Here is a 19,142-nt window from a genome sequence, read left to right as displayed (position 1 = left end):
ATACTACATAACACACTCTTAAAAAGTAAAAGTAGCTATTTAGTAATGAAGAAATACTATATTTAAAATTGTATGTTTATATCAAGCTAAGTTTAACGGATTAAAGGGAGCAGGTCTATCACCTGTTGCTAAAACTTATAGACTCAAAACCAATTAATTGTATTTAATATTTGCAGAGACAAATTCGAATCACTTGTTAGACTTCGAGTTTTATTCTGTCGAAGATTCAAATACAATATTTGATAAACATTAAGCAATTAAAAGTGTTGATATAAAGTTCATCTAAGATCATCGGAATATTGCGGTTATGAAGTGGTTAACAGATAAATACAGTGAAAATTGTACTAAAAATTCAACTTTTCATTTTTATGTGTAAGTATGATTAACTTGAAAGCAAAATTAAAACGACCGCATAGTTTTAGCGGTCGTTCTTTTTAGACTCTAATTCCTTTTTTATCTCATCAGGTGTTTTGGTTTGATGTGCTGGTTTTAATAACGTGCTTAAATTTTTACTTTTGATCAAACTTCCACCAAATTGATAATGATGTTCTAGTGACCCATATGCAACAAAATCAGCTTTTTTGTTTTCATTGATGTATCCTTCAATCACTGCACTTCCCATAGGACTTGTTTCCAACTTTGTGAAGTGTACAGATTTGATCGTATTCGGTTCTTTAGTGTTATGCTTGAGATAAAGTGTAATACGCTCTTGTTGTTCTTTATAATAAATTGCTTTTTGCTTTTCTTTTTCGTCATATTTCACTTTTAAATAAATGACTGTAGCAACTATACATATACATAAAATAACACCAATAATTATAAAAACATGTTTTTTGGTCATTAAAGCAATTCCTAAAATGTGGTGAAAAATGAAAAAGTTTTTATAGTTCTGTAATTATGAACATTATAGATTATAAATCATAACACTAATATCGTCGCCTTCACTCACTCGATTGTTAAAATCACCAGTTACTGAGAATTATGCAAGGAATAATTTCCTATCATGCTTTTATATCATTATTGCCTTACTAATATTAACAAAACCGATAGCTATTACATTAAATGTCTATCTCCCACACCTCAAACACCTTTTTATACAGGACGCACTGTAATTTCATTCACGTTAACGTGCTTTGGTTGTGTTAATGCATATAATACTGCTTCTGCAATATCTTGTGGTTCAAGTTTTTTACGATCTGTTGGATTGTATGCGGCAGTTATTGCTGTATCTACCATTCCTGGAGAAATGCTTGTTACTTTAACGCCTGTCTTTGCCAACTCTTTTTCTAATCCTTGAGTAATAGTGTGAACTGCTGCTTTCGTCGCACTATAAATCGTACTGCTTTTCGTTACTTCAAAGCCAGAAATAGATGCAATGTTAATAAGATGGCCACTTGATTGTTCTAACATAGTTGGTAATGCAGCCTGTGCCGTGTATAAAGTGCCTTTGATATTCGCATCAATCATACTATCCCACTCATCTACTTGATAATCAGTAATCTTAGACGATAACATTTGCCCCGCACTATTGATAACAATATCCAAACCACCGAATGTTTGTTGTGCAATTTTTATCAATTCATCGACTTCTTCTTTTTTCGTTACATCTGTTGGCACTACCTTCACACTATCTTGAGCTAATTGATTCGCCACATTTTGTAGTTTATCTTTATTTCTACCGGCTAAGATGACTTTCGCACCTTCTTCATGTAGCAAAGTTGCAATTGCTTCTCCAATACCACTACCTGCACCTGTAACTACTGCTACTTTATCTGTTAATACTGTCATAATGATCGACTCCTTTGATTCTTTTTTATTTTTTCAGGGTAAATCATAAGTACATATTACTATTTATACTTTTAAAAAGCGTATCACAATTCATATGCTGGTTATACTAACTCGATTTATTTCTGCTGATAAAGTACATTTTTAAGTTATTCGAAATATACAAATGATCGTTGTTCATATTTTTCATTTTTAAAAATGTTGAAAAATTGTCACTTCTTTATTGTAAAAGTCGAAAGTTAGTACTAAAGTTATAAGTATTAGTAAACAATGGCAAGGCTGTTAGAAAAGGGGGAGTTATTGTGACATATCATGAGCGTGTGTTAGCACTGAGAGCAGAAAGTAAAAGAACTGCATTTGATTTTAGATTTGAGGATTTATTTAGCAAAGAAGAATGGCTAAGTATGTCGCTTGCAGAAAGACAAAAAGCTGAAAAAGCATTTCGACACGAAGTTAAAAATATGGACGATGTAAGAATGCCCTTCTCAAGTGTCCATGACGCCCAAGTAAAATTATATAATGTTGTATATTCTTATAACGGCATTAAACGTAATTTTAAACAAGTTGAAAATGAAGGATTCTAATATCATTTCGTTTATATATAGCAGACATGATAGAATTTTATATGTAAATCTTGTAGGTAATCGTTTTAAAAATAATATAAGCATGACTAAAGCCACATCCAATATAGGACGTGGCTTTTAGTATCGTTCCAGATTTGTGGGGAGTTAGGGTTTACTTAATTAAAGGGGTCTGCCCTCAATTGCTCACCAACGAGGGCAAGTTACATCAATCACACTTCAATTGCCGCCGACTAGGGGTAGTAATCATTGGCAATAAGAACTAGTTAGTGACTAACGATTTACGTTCCATAGCAAAGTGATACAAACGCTCAGCATCAATGTAAGGCATAGAATCAATAGTTAAGTAACCATCTTTGATGTCACCAATTAATCCTTGGTTTACACCAGTGTTCACGTAAATATCATAGCTACTTACGTCTGAGAAAATAAGCGCTTCAATCTCTTTTCTCATAATCATCACTCCAATGTTTATATATTATTTATATAAACTCTCTCGTCTCTCTCTATTTATTAACTTCTTACAAGACTAATATTACATGAATTTCCAAATAAATAAAGGGGTTTGTGATGTATTTCACAAATTTATCACTATTTTGGAAAATTAAGAAATAGTTAATTATATAAAAGTTTAATAAGTAAGAAAATATGATAAAATGTAGGTGTTCTTTAGACATTAAAAGCTTCTAACATGATACGGAATTTGAGGTTCCAATATCACATTAGAAGCTTTTTTGTTGTGGTGATTATATTAATAATGGCATGAATGAACGCATGCTGTCTTAGCTTCTGGAATCAGCTAGAATATTAAATTTCCGTTTTTTGAATATTTTTTAACTTCTTACTAATATCATCCAGTTCATTCTTCGCCTTTTTAACCCAATCCCCTTGAGCTACATTATCAAATTCACCTTTAAATTTTTTGAAATGACTACCTATATTTCACAGTTCACTTTAGATATCGAACTTGTTTCTTCAGAGTTACTTGTTATATTACCAGGTTTTATTTGATATTCAGTTTGACTCATACCTTGTATCCTCACTTGGAGTAAATTCAACTGAATCTGTAAAATAGATGTTTTCTTCTTTATTTTCTACAAAGGTAAATTCTAGATTTTTTGATCCTATTGATGAACCTTTTAAATCACCATCACCTTTCAATAATAGTTTCGGAGCTTTGTTGGTTGGAATATTATATCTTTTTCGAAGTTGCTTCACATTGTAGTCATTGTTATTCAATTGATATTCTGCTGAATAACTAGGTACATTTGGATTATATGCAATGTCACCATCTTTATAATCATTAATATCTTTAAAGTCACCGTATTGTACAAAAAACTTAACGTCTTCAATTTCTTTTCTTAATTTATCATCAGCTATCGGTTTGGTTGAAATGATTCTATTATGTTCGATTTTCACTGGATATTTTGTATCTTTACTATGTGAATACCCTTTACTATCCTCGGTTATTTCTCTAACAACAAAATTACCTTTCGTTGTTCTAGTATTACGATTTATATAGAGCACCATTCCTCTAGATTCCATATTGCTATTATTTGTCTCAATAATCATTTTAGAGTGAATTATCCAAGTGCCTTTGTCACCCTTTTCAAACTCTTCGTCACGAAAGCCTTCTTTATCATAAAAGTCTTCAAGATTTTTGGTTGGATACAAGCTCAACGTTTTGTTGAAGTTTTCTTTAATTTGTTTATCTTTACTACTTTCTTCTTTTTTCATTCCGCAAGCGCTAATAAAAACAGATAGTATCATCAAGCATAGACACAATTTTAACCTTTTTGAATGAATCATCATTTCTCCACCTTATATTTTTAATACTGATTCAATCTTTAATTTATACAACTAAAGCGAAAAATTATTTTGAACACTTTATGAAATTTTCATTTCAAACTTCTATTAACTCTATTCAGTAGGTTTGAAATTAATACTATCAGAAAAATACACATTTTCTTCTTTATTTCTTATAAAGTTAAATTCTAGTTCTTTAGAACCTACGGATGAGCCTTTTAATCGCCATCACCTTCATACAGTTTGAAGTCATATTTACCAATTGTAAATGACGACTAGATGATATATAGTTCAAGAAACATCAAAATTCGTTAAAACATAATCAAATTTTATTATGTTCAAAACTTTATTTTCCAAAAAATAAAAAAGAAGTTAAACAAAGATTGGTTGCTTAACTTCCATTATTGAATTCATTAGTCCGATTTGACATAGATCCCGAAAAATAATGGCTAATAGCCACTTATAGTCGAAATTATGAACTATATAATTCATTTATTATTAAATGGATTATATACTTATTGTGTTTATTAATACCTTTTTATACTTTAATATCTTGAATTTTTTCTAAATCATTACTAATATCTTTTAATTCGTCTGTGGCATTTTTCACCCAAGCCCCTTGTGCCGCATTTTTAAAATCATCTTCAAATTTTTTGAAATGACTTACCATTTGGTCAAGTAATATTTTCTCATCACTTTTCAGCTTATTTTGATGATCATGATGCATACGAACATGTTCAGGCGCAATAACCTCACTAATCTGTTCTTTTTCCTTCATTTGTTCCAATACTGCTAAATCTGGTAAACCACTAAAATCAAGTCCCACGCTTATTCATCTCCTTCAATTCTGTCAGATTGTTTTAGATATTCTCTTCTTAACTCATCTTTATAATCTTCTAATTTCATTTCGTGATGTCGGATACGTTGATTCGTTTCTCTATCGAAAGATTCTATAATACGTGTCATCCTGATCATAGCGTCTTCACTATAATTCATTTTATGTTTGAGATATAAGAAATGATCATACATTTGTTCACATTTCTTGCGTGTTTGATGTCTTAATTCATCAATTTGATTGAATGCATCATTCAATTGTTTTCTTTCTTCATCATAGGCATTTTCAAGTTCATTAATATTTTTATACGTAGTAAACATTACATCATCCCATCAATCTGGCTCGCTAACATTTGGTCATTAGAAACAATTGCTTCGATACTCTGTTTAATTTTTGCGATATAGCCATTACAATTTTTATAAACATCATTTAATTTCTTTATCTTATCATCAATTTTTCTTTTGGGATCTGTTTCAAGTTTACTTTCATACGCGCCACCTTTTCTTAATTCATCTATAACCTCTTCAGAGGTTATTTTTTCACCAATTTCATTTCCAACTTCTTGCGCTTTTTTCCAGTTGTCTCCAAATTTATGTGCCATCGCGTGATACATTTTTTTCAAATGTTGGCTTTCTTCATTCACTAATTGATTTAAGCCTTCGGCAATGGTTAGTGCTGTTAAAGCTTCTAATAATTGTTGTTGGGAGGAAGAGAGTGATCCACCCGTTGTTTGAATCCAATTCGCTCTTAACGTCTCTACTTTATGTAATCTATGCCTCGTTTGTTTACGAACGGATTTTAATGCTTTATTATTTTCGTCTTGGTAGCCTTTAACTTTGTTTAATTCAGCTAAGATTATAGCCTGTGTTCTGCTCATTAAAATACCACTCATTGCATGGCCTTCTCCATTTTTAAGTACTATTTTTTCTCCAGCAGTTTCATATAAATGATTGCGGACACCTGCATCTAATTCGTCTTCATCAGACACAAATCTTACAATGTGACCATCGTACTTTTCAATCAATTTTTTAAGTTCTTCTTGATCGGCATAAAGGCCGCTCACATCTTTGATCGCTAATGGAGCTGGATTATACACAACGATATGTTTAATATCATTACTCATACCTAAAATCATCGCATCTCTACCGCCCAGCGAATGTCCGGTAATAATATCAATATCATAGTCTTTTTTGATATTTTTGATAAAGTCTTGGGTATTTTTATAATGTGGATCTTTATCTGTGACGGAATGAAGGCCAATATTGACATCGGCCCCAATATCCTTTAGCGTTTCACTCGCATCTATATATCCTTGATAAGAAGGAACACCAAATGTTTGTTTTAATATTGCGTCTTTGTGTACATTAGTACCTGTCATACCTAAAGTAACTTTGCCAGTGTCTTTATTTAAAAAGGCGCTTGTAGTCGTACCTGTTTTGGGGTCCGTATAACTTTTAAGATATGAAAGATTTTTAGGGAAACTATTTTGTGATTTTAATATTTCTATTTGCGTTTGAATACTTGCATTATTTAAATCGTTATTATTTGCGTTTTCTATTTCATAACTTATACTAGATATTGCGCTTGTTTCTTCAGAGTTACTCTTTATATTGTCAGAATTTATTTGATATTTAGTTTTGTTCATGATTCATTTCCTCAGTAGGTTTGAAATTAATACCATCAGAAAAATACACATTTTCCTCTTTATTTCTTACAAAGTTAAATTCTAGTTCTTTAGAACCTACGGATGAGCCTTTTAAATCGCCAGATCCTCTCAATTTTAATTCAGGTGCCCTTTTGGTTGATATATCATATCGTTTTCTTAATTGTTGGACATTATAATCATCATTATTCAATTGATACTTTGCGGAATAACTTGGTACGTTAGGATTGTATGAAATATCCCCATCTTTATAATCTTTAAAATCTTTAAAATTCCCATATTGTACAAAGAACTTAAAGTTTTCAATCTCTTTTTTTAACTTCTCGTCCGTTATGGGCTTCGTTGGAATTATTCGATTACGTTCCATCTTGACAGGGTATTTTTTATCTTTATTATGAACGTATCCTTTTTTGTCTTCTGTTGTCTCACTTATTAAAAAATATCCCTTAGCTGTTCTAGTGTTACGATTGATGTAAAGTACCATCGCTCTGGATTTTAAGGCTCCTCCTTTTAATTGGATGTACATTCCAGAATTAATAATCCAAGTCCCTTTATCTCTTTTATCAAATTCTTGATCTCGAAAGCCTTCCTTATCGTAAAAATCATCAAGATTCTTGGTTGGATACACATTTAATGTTTGATTAAATGTGTCTTTAATTTGGGCGTTTCGACTATTTATTTTTGTCATAATGATACAACCTCCAATCAATATAATGAGTAATACCAAACATATACCGAGCGTTAATTTTTTTGAATGAATCATCATTTCTCCACCTTATATTTATAATTCTGACTCAGTTTTTAATATTTACAACTAAAACGAAAAATTGTTTTGAACAAATGAATTTAATTGTAATTATTTTGTATTTTAAATCTTCTTATCAGAATTATAAAACAATTAAATCAAAAGATAAAGTTTCTGTGATTTATTATTAATTTTAAGAGTTATCGTTATAATCTTTTACCTAGTGCTTTATGGAATTTTCATTCCAAACTTCTATTAACCCTATTCAGTTTGACTCACGATTTATCATCCTCGCTTGGAGTAAATTCAACCGAATCTGTAAAATAGATATTCTCTCTTTTATTTTGTACAAAGATAAATTCTAAGTCTTTAGAGCCTATGGATGAACCTTTTAAATCGCCATCACCTTTCAACAATAGTTCTGGTGCTTTTTTAGTCGGTATATCATATCTTTTTCTTAATTGTTGGACATTATAATCGTCATTACTTAATTGATATTTTGCCGAATAACTTGGTACGTTTGGATTGTATGAAATATCCCCATTTTTATAATCTTTAAAATCTTTAAAGTTGCCATATTGTACAAAAAACTTGAAGTTTTCAATTTCTTTTTTTAACTCCTCGTCTTTTATAGGTTTTGTTGGTATGATTTTATTATGTTCCATTTTTACAGGGTATTTCTTTTTATTATCAATGGGTCTACCATCGTTATCATCTGTAATTTCATTGACAATAAAATTACCTTTTGTTGTCCTAGTATTGCGATTGATATAAAGCACCATTCCTCTCGTTTCCATATTTTTCCCTTTTGGCTCGATAACCATTTCAGAATAAATGATCCAAGTACCTTTATCTCCTTTTTCAAATTCTTCGTCACGAAAGCCTTCTTTATCATAAAAGTCTTCAAGATTTTTGGTTGGATATAATTTTAATGTTTGATTAAATGTGTCTTTAATTTGGGCGCTTCGACTATTTATTTTTGTCATAATGACATAACCTACAATCAATATAATGAGTAATACCAAACATATACCGAGCATTAATTTCTTTGAATGCATCATCATTTCTCCACCTTATATTTTTAATACTGACTCAATCTTTAATTTACACATCTAAAGCGAAAAATTTTTTAACACTTTATGAAATTTTCATTTCAAACTTCTATTAACCCTATTCAGTAGGTTTGAAATTAATACTATCCGTAAAATAGATGTTTTCTTCTTTACTTGTTACAAAAGAAAATTCTAAATTTTTATGTCCTATAGATGATCCTTTTAAATCACCATCACCTTTTAATAATAGTTTCGGAGCTTTGTTGGTTGGAATATTATATCTTTTTCGAAGTTGCTTCACATTGTAGTCATCGTTTTTCAATTGACATTTTGCGGAATAACTTGGAACATTTGGATTATATGAAATGTCACCATTTTTATAATCATTAATATCTTTAAAGTCACCGTATTGTACAAAGAATTTAAAGTTTTCGATTTCTTTTCTTAATTTATCATCAGCTATCGGTTTGGTTGGGATAATTTTATTATGTTCCATTTTTACTGGATATTCTTTTTCTTTACTACGTGAGTATCCTTTTTTATCTTCCCATAATTCTCTCACAATAAATTCACCTTTTGTCGTTCTAGTATTGCGGTCTACATACAGGACCAAGCCTCTGGATTCCATATTCTTTCCATTTGTTTCTATTGTCATTTTAGAGTGAATTATCCAAGTCCCTTTATCTCCTTTATCAAAATCTTCGTCACGAAAACCTTCCTTATCATAAAAGTCTTCAAGATTTTTAGTTGGATACAGGTTCAACGTTTTGGTGAAGTTTTCTTTAATTTGTTTATCTTTACTACTTTCTTCTTTTTTCATTCCGCAAGCCCCTATAAAAACAGATAGTATTATCAAGCATAGACACAATTTTAACCTTTTTGAATGAATCATCATTTCTCCACCTTATATTTTTAATACTGACTCAATCTTTAATTTATGCAACAAAAGAGAAAATTTTTTTAACACTTTATGAAATTTTCATTCCAAACTTCTATTAACCCTATTCAGTAGGTTTGAAATTAATACTATCAGAAAAATAGATGTTTTCTTTTTTATTTTCGACAAAAGTAAATTCTAACTCTTTAGACCCTACAGATGAGCCTTTTAAATCACCATCGCCTTTTAATAACAGTTTCGGTGCTTGTTTCGTTGGTATGTCATATCTTTTTCTTAACTGTTGCACATTATAATCATCATTCCTCAATTGATATTTTTCGGAATAACTTGGCACATTAGGATTATATGAAATATCACCATTTTTATAATCATTAATATCTTTAAAATTGCCATATTGTACAAAAAATTTAAAGTTTTCAATTTCTTTTTTCAACTTGTCATCTTGTATAGGCTTCGTTGGGATAATTTGATTATGTTCCATTTTGACTGGATATTTTTTTTCTTTACTTTGTGCATACCCTTTACTATCTTCCCACAATTCTCTAACAATAAAATTACCTTTCGTTGTTCTAGTATTACAATTTATATAGAGCACCATACTTCTAGATTCCATTTTTTTACCCTTTAGCTCAATTACCATCTCGGAATCAACAATCCAAGTACCTTTATCACCCTTTTCAAATTCTTGATCTCTAAAGCCTTCTTTATCATAAAAGTCTTCAAGGTTTTTGGTTGGATACAAACTTAATGTTTTATTGAAACTTTCTTTGATTTGTTTCTCTTCTTTCATACCACACGCGCTAATAAAAACAGCTAATAATACTAAATACAGCCAGAGCCTCAACCTTTTTGAATGAATCATCATTTCACATCCCCATTTTTATTTTTGATGCAAAGTTAAGTTCAAATTCCAATATTAATAATACTAGAGGGAATTTTATGATTAAATCCTCTTGGCTTTTAATTGTTAGTTGTATTTTCACATATCAACATCACAAATTATTTAAAAAGCGCAAATATCTTTATAATTTTTATTGGCCTAACCAACTAATTAATTAATTAAGATAAATTGCGCTTATATTTAAAATAATAACACTGAAACTCAATGTCTTTACTTATTAAAATTGATGTTTAAATACATCTTTACTAACATTCATTTTTCGGTTTACATTAATTTGTTATATAGCGATATATATCATCTCTTACAGCTTTATCGAGTGCTAAATCCATAGTTACTACGTTTGAACCATTCGGCATTTTATCTTGCTTCTCTGAACCTTCTATATATCCAGCAGTTCCTAAATAATAAAAATATATACCATCATCATCTTTTTTCTGTACAAAAATATACATTTTAATTCCTTTTGCTCTATGGGACAAAATTTTCTGAACTTCTTTTGATTTTAGCGTTCTATTAGATTTAGTAAACCATTTTAATTCATCTTGACTTAAAAATTCATCTTCATATTTTGTGCTATCACTTATATCCTCATGCTTATCATAAGTGATAAATATTGGCATTTCTTGGCTTCTTATCATGTATCCCATGATTACAGACGAACCATTTTTACTCCAATTAAATATTTTACTAAAATCTTCTCTTGAATATTTATTATATAAAATCAGTCCATTTTTACCTTTTTGGTATTTTTCATTGTTATACTTTGATAATTCAATAAGATCTTCTAAAAATATTTTAAATGTTTGATTACTTAGAGCATTAGTAAATGCATCGCTTAGTCTTATCATTCTTTCATTACGTTCTATAATGGGACTTCCATAGATTTTTTCAATTCCTGCGTTGTAAAATGAAAAATCTAAAATTCTTAATGAAGTATCTATATCATCTTCTGTTATATCCTTAACTTCGTTCAACATTTTATTTTTTAATTCATCATATGTTAATTCATTTTTTAAAAGTTCTTCTAAAACTAAACTATCGATTCTTTTCAATCCAGGTGCTATTTGCCTTGAAAAGAAAACCAGATTTTTAGATTCATTTTCCGTCAATAAAGCATCTATTTTTTTATACCATACTAAAAACTCGTAATAATTACTAAATTTAGAAAATATAACGCTTGGATCTATAGAATGTTGTTGTATAAAATCCATTAGTAACGGCATGTGTCCCAATCTATTTTCAACTTCTTCATAAGCTTTTAATAATAATTTATTTTGATTCAATGATACTGCATCCAATGAATTGTAAATCTGTTTTTTAGCAACTTCTTCAAAATTAATTGTAGATACTCCATTAATCGAATCGTTATTCGTTAAAAACTTCTTATAATTATCTTTATTTTGCGATTGATCTCCAGAAAGCGCAATCGGAATTAAATAATTGGTCTTATAATTACCAATAAAATCAATTACAGTAACATACTCTTTATTTGCACTTTTTCTTAACCCTCTACCAAGTTGCTGAATGAATATAATACTAGACTCAGTTGGTCTCAGCATTACAACTTGATTGACTTCTGGAATATCAATACCTTCGTTAAATAGATCTACAGTTATAATATAGTTAATCTTACCTTCTCTTAATTTTTCTATTACAATTTGGCGATAATTAACACTATCGTCTCCTGTTAAAGCAACACTTTTAATCCCTTTTGAACTTAGTTTATCCGCTAAATCATAAGCTTCTTTTTTGCTACTTACAAAAATTAATCCTTGTAAAATTTCACCTGAATATCCATAGTAATCTGTCTTTTGAATAATATAATTAACTCTTTCATCAGAAGTTAAATATCTCAGTTTAGTTACATCATCTTCTTTAATACCTTGATGTACATAATCAGTCACACCAAAATAATGAAATGGACATAAAATATCACTTTCTAATGCTGCTTGTAACCTTATTTCATAAGCAATATTATAATCAAACATTTCAAATATACTTAATTCATCTGATCTTTCTGGTGTTGCAGTCATTCCCAGCATAAACTTAGGTTTGAAGTAATTAAATACTCGTTGATAAGTAGATGCAGCAGAACGATGTGCTTCATCAAAAACAATATAATCAAATTCATTTTCATCAAATTGCTTAAAATTATCATCTCTAGATAATGTTTGAATGGTTGCAAATAAATATTTGGCATCGACATCTCTATGTTTGCCTGTCAACAATCCAAAATCACTATCATTTTTTGTAGGTAATACTTTTTTAAATTCTTCCTTAGCTCTATTTAAAATCCCCTCATTATGAACAATAAATAAAAATTTATTAGGGTTTACTTCTCTAACATCTAATGCACATAAAATCGTTTTACCTGTACCAGTTGCAGATATTATTAACGCCTTATCTTTGGCTTTATCCCTAATAGCTTTTAATGACCTTAATGCTTCTGCTTGCATTAAATTCGGTACAATTTCCACTGATTTTTTCACCTTATCAGCTAGCAGCATTTGAGTTTGTTCAACCTCCGCCAATTTTTCTAAGGAGCGGTACTCAAATGATTCTTTATATGAATTAATCCATTGCTGAGTCAGTGGGGTACTGTTTTGCCATAACAAGTCAAATTCATTTTTTACACTATCAACCAAATCCCCATTTTTCATAGTAGACAGTAAAACATTATGCTCATAATTAACCTTTAACGCATTCGATGTTAAATTAGAGCTTCCTATTACCATAGAACTATAATCCTTATGTTCAAAAATATATCCTTTGGCATGGAATCCAGCAATATCAGTTAATCTTACCTCTACATTTTTTAATTTAAGTAATTCTCCATACATTTTAGGACTATTAAACCCTAAGTAATTTGATGTTAATATTTTCCCTTTAACACCCTTATTGCTTAAATCTAATAGCTGAGCCTTTAAGCTGGCTAACCCGCTTTCTGTTATAAAAGCTACAGAAAAATAGAACGTTTCACATTTTTGAAGTTCATCTATAATTGTTGAAAGAACTTTTTCATTTTTATTATTTACTAAAAGCTTCGGTGTATAATTCCCTTTATGAGGAATATCTTTGTCTATAAAACCTTTTTTTAAAGATTGATTGAAATCATTTAGTAATCTACTCATATTATCCCTCAGTCATAATTTTATTAACGGCTGGTATATCTGCTGGAGCCCAATTTAATTTATCAAGTTCATTTATAGGCAACCATTCAATACTCTTATGTTCAATTAGAGTTGGTAACTCCTTGTTCAAATTACATTTGTATGTTGTTAACTTAACAATGCCAAAATCATATTCATGTTCTGTAGTTATAACTTTGTCACCAACAATTAGATCACATTTCATTTCTTCTCTAATTTCTCTAATCAAAGCGTCTTTTTCAGTTTCATTCTTTTCAACCTTACCGCCAGGAAATTCCCACATTAAAGGCAGACTCATTTTTTCACTTCTCTGTGCACAAAGAATTTTGTTATCAGAAAAAATAATAGCTCCTACTACATTGATTACTTTTTTCATAAGACTCACCCTTCAAATTAAAATCATCTTAATTGTTATTCTATCAAAAATTACAAAACTATATATAAAGCAATATTAAAAATTAATATTTTACATTCACATGCACACTCTACTCCATGCATTTTCATACACATCTATTATATAATACTTGTGAAAAGTATTGTCTTGGGGCTGTGTTTTTTACTTTTGGGGCGTATTTCTTTATAATTCATTACATAAATGTAAGGGCTTTAGTTTTCATGTTTTATTAAGTCTAACTGAGATTTTGAAAGGATGTTTAGCAACAATGGATAAAGAATTATGGATAGAAAGAGCTAATGATAGTTTAGTTAAACATTTTTATGAGCAGCAATCTGACATTGAACAGCGAGAAGGTTTTGAAAGTAAATTAACGTTTGGTACTGCGGGTATACGCGGAAAATTCGGTCTTGGTGAAGGTCGACTTAATAAGTTTACTATTGAAAAATTGGCATTAGGTTTAGCGCGTTATTTAAATGCCCAAACAAACAATCCAACAATAGTCATTCATTATGATATTAGACATCTTTCAACTGAATTCGCCCAAATTATTGCTAATGTATTAGCAAACCATCAAATAACAGTTTATTTACCTGATACATATAAAACGACACCGGAATTATCGTTCGCGGTGCGCAATCTTAATACTACTGCTGGCATTATGATTACAGCAAGTCATAATCCGAAAGACTATAACGGCATTAAAGTATATGGTTCTGATGGCGCGCAACTATCAACAGATGCATCAGAACTTGTAAGTCGCTATATTGAAGACGTTGGCAATCCATTACAGATTGATATATCTTTTTCAAAACACAATTCATCATATATCAAACCATTACCTAAATCTGTAACAGAAAATTACATTAAACATGTTCAAAATATGATTGGTTATATTCCTAAATCTGATTTACAAGTTGTGTTCACTAGTTTGCATGGTACAAGTGTTCCGATTGTACCTAAGTTATTAAAATCTTTGAATTTCAATCAATTTAATCTTGTAGAAGCACAATGTAAACCTGATCCGAATTTCAGCTCAGTTCAAAGTGCTAATCCTGAAGATCATCGCGCTTTTGATCAAGCAGTCGAACTTGCAAATAAAAGTCATGCAGACTTATTAATATCAACTGACCCTGATGCGGATCGACTTGGTATTGCTGAACGTGATGCACATGGTCATATCACGTATTTTAATGGCAACCAAATTGGTGCGCTGTTACTTAATTATCGTATTCAACAAACGTCTCAATTACGTCACCGCTTAATGATTCAATCTATTGTAAGTAGTGAGTTAACAAAGTCATTAGCACGCTATAATAATGTTGAATACAAAGAGGTGCTGACGGGCTTTAAATTTATTGCTCAGGAAATAAGACAACTGGACGATCATCAAAATATGATTTTCGCCTTTGAAGAGAGTTACGGTTTTCTATCAGAACCTTTTGTACGTGATAAAGATGCCGTACAAATTGTGCCACTCATTATAAAATACGCTTCTGAGTTAAAATTATATGGCAAAACATTGAAAGATGAATTAGAACAGATTTATCAAACTGTTGGTAGACATGAGGATACATTATTCTCGCATACGCTAGAAGGATTAGAAGGTAAGAAAAAAATTGAATCAATTATGACACATTTCCGTTCAAATCCACCGCAAGAGATTCAAGGACTGAAAGTGAAAGCAATTGAAGATTATTTAACTAGCGAGGTTTATCAGTTGGATAAAGATACAACGTCGCAGATTAATTCTCCTAAATCAAATGTTATTCGTGTCTTATTTGACGAAGGATTTATCGCTTTACGTCCTTCTGGTACTGAACCTAAAATTAAATTATATGTGTCGTTAAAATGTCCGAATTTTGATGATGTAGCTCAAAAAATTAATGCGATGATTTTTAGCTAATTAAAAATTTTATACATCGAAATATTACATTTCATTTTATACTTATCAGCCCTTTTGAAACTAGAATCCTTATGTTTTCGCGTTTTGAAGGGGCTAATTTGTAATAATTTTTCAAAAGTATATTAGAAAATTAATTTTCATGTATTTTTCATATTAAGCGGTAATAATATAATAATTAATACCGCGACCTATTTAATTGTTTTCGCGATGAAAAAGGTTTAGAATTACAAAAATAACTATTTTAAATTTAGTTACAAATATATTTTAGAAAGGATGTGAAATAATGAAAGGCTCTAAACAAATACTTTTGATTATGGGCATTATATCTCTTATTGTTTTATTTATTTTTACACTATTCATCATGGCGCAATATGCAAAACATTATGAACAAAAATCCGACAGTTCCAACGCACATACTTTAAATTCATCATCAGCCATAATTGAGCAACATACTATGTCGAATTTAGCGTCTCTAGATTTATACGCTCCTGTTCGTAACATTACTTCTAGTCGTGATATTCATCCCATTTATTTCATGACAAAAGATTAAAACTTCCTTTTTCATAACCCCATTCATTCAACTAATAAATTAAAAATTGATAAAAACGTACTGTTTTTTAGAAACATACATATATAAGAAACACATCCATTACTAAAAGACAGTACATTATATTCTATCGGGAAGGTGCAACAATGACCGTCAACATCATAGTTTCTATCGTGTTCTGTATCAGTATAGTTATAATAGGCATTTATGTCGCAATAACTAAAGATTTCACACTAATCTCTTTTATAAATCAAACGACCATTGCAGATAAACACAAGAACCAAATTGCATATATATTTACGCTATGTATAAGTTTGAGTGCCGTATTTTTAATGTCTTCAATTCTAAGCTTTGAATATGATTTTATTGCATTAGCATTCTTATTTTTAACGATAGCATTATTTCTTATCGCATTATTCTACGTTTGCTTGTATAAAATTACAAAATACCCATAAATGTTTGCGATAGTGTGTTGGTTAGATTTAATGGTACGCTGTTAGTAAGCAATTGTTTGCGAAAAAAATACAACCTTGTATGAATACAAAGTTGCATTAATATAGAATCATTTATGCTTTTTAATATCACAAATTAAATTGATTAAACTAGCTAAAATAGTCAAAATTGGAATCAAGATTACATAAATATCATAACCTCTAGATATTAGTATACATAATATAATTAGCGACCCTATTATAATTGCTAAATTATAAGCCAAACTAATTTTATATTTCATTTCAATTCCCACCTTAATAGCATTGATTAAAATTCTATTATGTTTACATAGACTTCTTAACAAACCTTAACCCAGCTAAGCATTGAAATAATTGCACCTCCTGATATAAATATATTACTTAAGCTTAGTAAAGGTATAATTAAACTTATCAGTCCTAAAGACAATGTATCCGCTGCGTAATTCGATGTAGATGAGATACTAAATACTTTCCCCATCAAATGATTTGGCGTTTTTATTTGAATGGCAACTGATCTTGTTAGTCCCTCTATAGATTGTCCAAGTCCCACTAAAGTTGCACCTATATATAATATCGCCATACTTGGAAACACATTAATTATCGATAAGCCAATCCCCCAAACTAAAACACCAATACTAAATTTAAAGATTAATCGTTTTTCTGACAGCAAACCCATAATCAATGACATTAGTAAAGACGCAATACCTAAACATGATGTAGCTAGTCCATATACACCAACGTCCTCTTTTAATATATTAGAAATAAACAATGGTAATGCAACACGCCAAAGGCCAGTATTAATCATTATGCAGGCAAATTGAATGATAATGATAAATGGAATTTCTTTAGATTGTTTCAAGAATTCCCAAGTTTCAGAAAATTCTTTTTTTGAGTGTCTATCAATCATGTTGTTATTTGTATATTTTAAAAGTGCATTAAAAATAAATCCTAAAAATAGCAATATACTGCAAATAAAAAAGACGCCAACATTACCAACTAGTATTACAATGACACCAATTAAAGCAGGTAAAATAATATTTGAGCCTCTTTGCAAACTATCGATTAACGCATTACTTGTTGCTAAATGCTCCTCCTCAATAATTTCAGGAAGAATTGCCCTAAACGCAGGATCCGTATAGCAGTTAATAATGGTGATAGCTGTAGATATGGTTAGAAGCGTCAGATAATTTAAATTTGATGTTATTGCAAGTAAAGGAATAATAATTATAATCAAACTTAGTATAAGATCAGATAGATAAAGTATTTTCTTTTTATTATGTTTATCAGAATATGCGCCACCGAAAATACCAAATATAATAAATGGTAGTGTTTGACTCATAACCATCATTGATAATTTTAAAGATGATTGGTTTGTCAATTCAACGGTAAACCAAATTATTTGCAACGAAAACAGCACAAAGCAACTCCGACGTAAGAAATTACCAATCAATAAATATGTAAAGTTTCTATTTTTCAAAACTTCTAAGTACAACATATTTATCACCTCTCATAAAAATAATTGAATGCATCCACCAGCCTTTTTAGACCTTCTTCTAAACTCTCTTTATCCAAAGCGCAATTAATTCTAATATAATTTAGTCAGTTAAATATCAGTTATTTCGAAATATACATACTACTTGAAACACCATACATAACCCCAAAAATGACTACTAAGAGGTTATATTCTACTAATTATGATTATATTAAATATGAAAATATTATCAAAAAATCAAATTTATAACAAAAATACACCCCTTAAAGTTAGGTCTTTCAATCCAACTTTTGGGGTGTATATCATTTTCATCATATTCTAGGTTGTTTTTAACAAACTAAATATAGTAAGTGCGAAACAACTATTATTTAAATATGAATTATTTTAATTTTTTCTTCTACGAGCCAATAATATTAATCCAGCAATTCCAATTATACTACTAAAGATCAAACCTTTTTGCGTGCTTTCTACACCTGTTTTTGGTAATTCTGCTCGTTTTTTCTCTTGATTAGCTACTGATTCTTTAGCAATTTTAGATTTTTTAACTTTATCATTTTTATCCATTGAATGAACTGGATCATTTGGTTTTGCTCTGTCTTTCGATAATCCTGGATTGTCAGGATTTACTGGGCCACTTGGATGAGTTGGTCTGCTCGGCTTCTCTGGTTTTTCAGGTCCTTTTGGATCTTTTGGTTTCTCGCCACCGAACTCTACAATCTTATCTACTGGTTGTTTTGTGATCTCTTCTGTTGGTTGACCCTCGCCAACTTTTTCACCTGTTAATGGGTTCACTGTGATTGGTGTTGTGATTGTCTTACTTCCTGGTTGTCCTTCTTGTTTTACTCGCTCTTCACCAGGTTGTAATTTTGGATTAAATTCACGTTTTGTCTCGAACGGTATTTCTACTGTTTTCGTTTC

The 19,142-nt window shown here is 30.1% G+C and carries 19 protein-coding genes and 3 pseudogenes; 5 read left to right on the top strand and 17 right to left on the bottom strand.

Features of this window, described 5'->3' with window-relative positions:
* Positions 1-418: 418 nt before the first annotated feature.
* Positions 419-841, bottom strand: a complete 423-nt coding sequence (locus tag ACXQH5_RS05190; RefSeq protein ID WP_000162197.1) for a DUF1433 domain-containing protein — start codon at positions 839-841, stop codon at positions 419-421.
* A gap of 251 nt (positions 842-1,092) precedes the next feature.
* On the bottom strand, positions 1,093-1,788 hold the full coding sequence (locus ACXQH5_RS05185; RefSeq protein ID WP_000217461.1) for an SDR family oxidoreductase: 696 nt from the start codon (positions 1,786-1,788) through the stop codon (positions 1,093-1,095).
* A 299-nt stretch (positions 1,789-2,087) separates the two neighbouring features.
* Between ACXQH5_RS05185 and ACXQH5_RS05180 the strand changes: the two genes are divergently transcribed.
* Together ACXQH5_RS05180 and ACXQH5_RS05175 are read left to right on the top strand one after the other, a co-directional pair.
* Complete coding sequence (locus ACXQH5_RS05180) at positions 2,088-2,369, top strand: single-stranded DNA-binding protein (protein WP_000220938.1); 282 nt, start codon at positions 2,088-2,090, stop codon at positions 2,367-2,369.
* Positions 2,305-2,490: a hypothetical protein gene (locus ACXQH5_RS05175; protein WP_001791851.1), complete on the top strand. Its 186-nt coding sequence runs from the start codon at positions 2,305-2,307 to the stop codon at positions 2,488-2,490. The genes ACXQH5_RS05180 and ACXQH5_RS05175 overlap by 65 nt, the downstream gene beginning before the upstream one ends.
* 138 nt (positions 2,491-2,628) lie before the next feature.
* Here the strand turns inward: ACXQH5_RS05175 and ACXQH5_RS05170 are convergent, their stop codons facing one another.
* The 12 genes and pseudogenes from ACXQH5_RS05170 to ACXQH5_RS05115 all read right to left on the bottom strand — a co-directional run bounded on the left by ACXQH5_RS05170 (position 2,629) and on the right by ACXQH5_RS05115 (position 13,791).
* Positions 2,629-2,820, bottom strand: a complete 192-nt coding sequence (locus ACXQH5_RS05170; RefSeq protein ID WP_001224379.1) for a hypothetical protein — start codon at positions 2,818-2,820, stop codon at positions 2,629-2,631.
* Positions 2,821-3,380: 560 nt separating this feature from the next.
* Positions 3,381-4,178, bottom strand: a complete 798-nt coding sequence (locus tag ACXQH5_RS05165; protein ID WP_001824586.1) for a tandem-type lipoprotein — start codon at positions 4,176-4,178, stop codon at positions 3,381-3,383.
* Between the two features lie 108 nt (positions 4,179-4,286).
* Positions 4,287-4,394: pseudogene (locus ACXQH5_RS05160) on the bottom strand (Csa1 family protein); the annotation flags it as partial.
* A gap of 316 nt (positions 4,395-4,710) precedes the next feature.
* On the bottom strand, positions 4,711-4,998 hold the full coding sequence (locus ACXQH5_RS05155) for a hypothetical protein (protein WP_000521958.1): 288 nt from the start codon (positions 4,996-4,998) through the stop codon (positions 4,711-4,713).
* A gap of 2 nt (positions 4,999-5,000) precedes the next feature.
* Positions 5,001-5,327, bottom strand: a complete 327-nt coding sequence (locus ACXQH5_RS05150) for a hypothetical protein (RefSeq protein WP_000495498.1) — start codon at positions 5,325-5,327, stop codon at positions 5,001-5,003.
* Entirely contained in the window at positions 5,327-6,652 is a 1,326-nt protein-coding gene (locus tag ACXQH5_RS05145) for a membrane protein (protein WP_001044252.1), read from the bottom strand. The genes ACXQH5_RS05150 and ACXQH5_RS05145 overlap by 1 nt, the downstream gene beginning before the upstream one ends.
* Positions 6,639-7,433, bottom strand: coding sequence for a tandem-type lipoprotein (locus tag ACXQH5_RS05140; protein ID WP_000581871.1), 795 nt, complete (start codon positions 7,431-7,433; stop codon positions 6,639-6,641). The genes ACXQH5_RS05145 and ACXQH5_RS05140 overlap by 14 nt, the downstream gene beginning before the upstream one ends.
* A gap of 257 nt (positions 7,434-7,690) precedes the next feature.
* A complete protein-coding gene (locus ACXQH5_RS05135) occupies positions 7,691-8,476 on the bottom strand; it encodes a tandem-type lipoprotein (RefSeq protein WP_000972274.1) in 786 nt (261 codons plus the stop codon).
* A gap of 109 nt (positions 8,477-8,585) precedes the next feature.
* Positions 8,586-9,362 (bottom strand): tandem-type lipoprotein, encoded by a 777-nt coding sequence (locus ACXQH5_RS05130; RefSeq protein ID WP_001838707.1) that lies wholly within the window; start codon positions 9,360-9,362, stop codon positions 8,586-8,588.
* A 106-nt stretch (positions 9,363-9,468) separates the two neighbouring features.
* Positions 9,469-10,227 (bottom strand): tandem-type lipoprotein, encoded by a 759-nt coding sequence (locus ACXQH5_RS05125; RefSeq protein ID WP_000581911.1) that lies wholly within the window; start codon positions 10,225-10,227, stop codon positions 9,469-9,471.
* Between the two features lie 308 nt (positions 10,228-10,535).
* Entirely contained in the window at positions 10,536-13,397 is a 2,862-nt protein-coding gene (locus ACXQH5_RS05120; protein ID WP_000088729.1) for a DEAD/DEAH box helicase, read from the bottom strand.
* Between the two features lies 1 nt (position 13,398).
* Positions 13,399-13,791: a (deoxy)nucleoside triphosphate pyrophosphohydrolase gene (locus ACXQH5_RS05115; protein WP_000755953.1), complete on the bottom strand. Its 393-nt coding sequence runs from the start codon at positions 13,789-13,791 to the stop codon at positions 13,399-13,401.
* Between the two features lie 116 nt (positions 13,792-13,907).
* Here ACXQH5_RS05115 and ACXQH5_RS05110 point away from each other — a divergent pair.
* From ACXQH5_RS05110 to ACXQH5_RS05100, 3 genes and pseudogenes are all read left to right on the top strand, one after another.
* A pseudogene (locus tag ACXQH5_RS05110) lies at positions 13,908-15,715 on the top strand (phospho-sugar mutase).
* 283 nt (positions 15,716-15,998) lie between these two features.
* Positions 15,999-16,265 (top strand): SaeRS system activator ScrA, encoded by a 267-nt coding sequence (gene scrA / locus ACXQH5_RS05105; protein WP_000678764.1) that lies wholly within the window; start codon positions 15,999-16,001, stop codon positions 16,263-16,265.
* Positions 16,266-16,408: 143 nt separating this feature from the next.
* A complete protein-coding gene (locus ACXQH5_RS05100; RefSeq protein WP_001838708.1) occupies positions 16,409-16,717 on the top strand; it encodes a hypothetical protein in 309 nt (102 codons plus the stop codon).
* A gap of 107 nt (positions 16,718-16,824) precedes the next feature.
* On the opposite strand, the gene ACXQH5_RS05095 is transcribed toward ACXQH5_RS05100, so the two are convergent.
* From ACXQH5_RS05095 to ACXQH5_RS05085, 3 genes and pseudogenes are all read right to left on the bottom strand, one after another.
* On the bottom strand, positions 16,825-17,058 hold the full coding sequence (locus ACXQH5_RS05095) for a hypothetical protein (RefSeq protein WP_000946334.1): 234 nt from the start codon (positions 17,056-17,058) through the stop codon (positions 16,825-16,827).
* Positions 17,039-18,227: pseudogene (locus ACXQH5_RS05090) on the bottom strand (MFS transporter). Before ACXQH5_RS05090 ends, ACXQH5_RS05095 begins: the two are co-directional and overlap by 20 nt.
* Before the next feature lie 381 nt (positions 18,228-18,608).
* Positions 18,609-19,142: G5 domain-containing protein (locus ACXQH5_RS05085; RefSeq protein ID WP_153158725.1), on the bottom strand; the 534-nt coding region annotated here is incomplete at its 5' end.

The organism is Staphylococcus sp. SA22, assembly GCF_054165785.1.
This window is presented reverse-complemented; position numbering and strand designations above follow the sequence as displayed.

Excerpts from the sequence above, each read along its gene's own strand:
- ACXQH5_RS05115 (WP_000755953.1), bottom strand. The coding sequence starts at position 13,791 with ATGAAAAAAGTAATCAATGTAGTAGGAGCTATTATTTTTTCTGATAAC.
- ACXQH5_RS05190 (WP_000162197.1), bottom strand. The coding sequence starts at position 841 with ATGACCAAAAAACATGTTTTTATAATTATTGGTGTTATTTTATGTATA.
- ACXQH5_RS05135 (WP_000972274.1), bottom strand. The coding sequence starts at position 8,476 with ATGATGCATTCAAAGAAATTAATGCTCGGTATATGTTTGGTATTACTC.
- ACXQH5_RS05145 (WP_001044252.1), bottom strand. The coding sequence starts at position 6,652 with ATGAACAAAACTAAATATCAAATAAATTCTGACAATATAAAGAGTAAC.
- scrA (WP_000678764.1), top strand. The coding sequence starts at position 15,999 with ATGAAAGGCTCTAAACAAATACTTTTGATTATGGGCATTATATCTCTT.
- ACXQH5_RS05100 (WP_001838708.1), top strand. The coding sequence starts at position 16,409 with ATGACCGTCAACATCATAGTTTCTATCGTGTTCTGTATCAGTATAGTT.
- ACXQH5_RS05150 (WP_000495498.1), bottom strand. The coding sequence starts at position 5,327 with ATGTTTACTACGTATAAAAATATTAATGAACTTGAAAATGCCTATGAT.
- ACXQH5_RS05165 (WP_001824586.1), bottom strand. The coding sequence starts at position 4,178 with ATGATGATTCATTCAAAAAGGTTAAAATTGTGTCTATGCTTGATGATA.
- ACXQH5_RS05175 (WP_001791851.1), top strand. The coding sequence starts at position 2,305 with ATGTTGTATATTCTTATAACGGCATTAAACGTAATTTTAAACAAGTTG.
- ACXQH5_RS05125 (WP_000581911.1), bottom strand. The coding sequence starts at position 10,227 with ATGATTCATTCAAAAAGGTTGAGGCTCTGGCTGTATTTAGTATTATTA.
- ACXQH5_RS05120 (WP_000088729.1), bottom strand. The coding sequence starts at position 13,397 with ATGAGTAGATTACTAAATGATTTCAATCAATCTTTAAAAAAAGGTTTT.
- ACXQH5_RS05130 (WP_001838707.1), bottom strand. The coding sequence starts at position 9,362 with ATGATGATTCATTCAAAAAGGTTAAAATTGTGTCTATGCTTGATAATA.
- ACXQH5_RS05185 (WP_000217461.1), bottom strand. The coding sequence starts at position 1,788 with ATGACAGTATTAACAGATAAAGTAGCAGTAGTTACAGGTGCAGGTAGT.
- ACXQH5_RS05170 (WP_001224379.1), bottom strand. The coding sequence starts at position 2,820 with ATGAGAAAAGAGATTGAAGCGCTTATTTTCTCAGACGTAAGTAGCTAT.
- ACXQH5_RS05140 (WP_000581871.1), bottom strand. The coding sequence starts at position 7,433 with ATGATTCATTCAAAAAAATTAACGCTCGGTATATGTTTGGTATTACTC.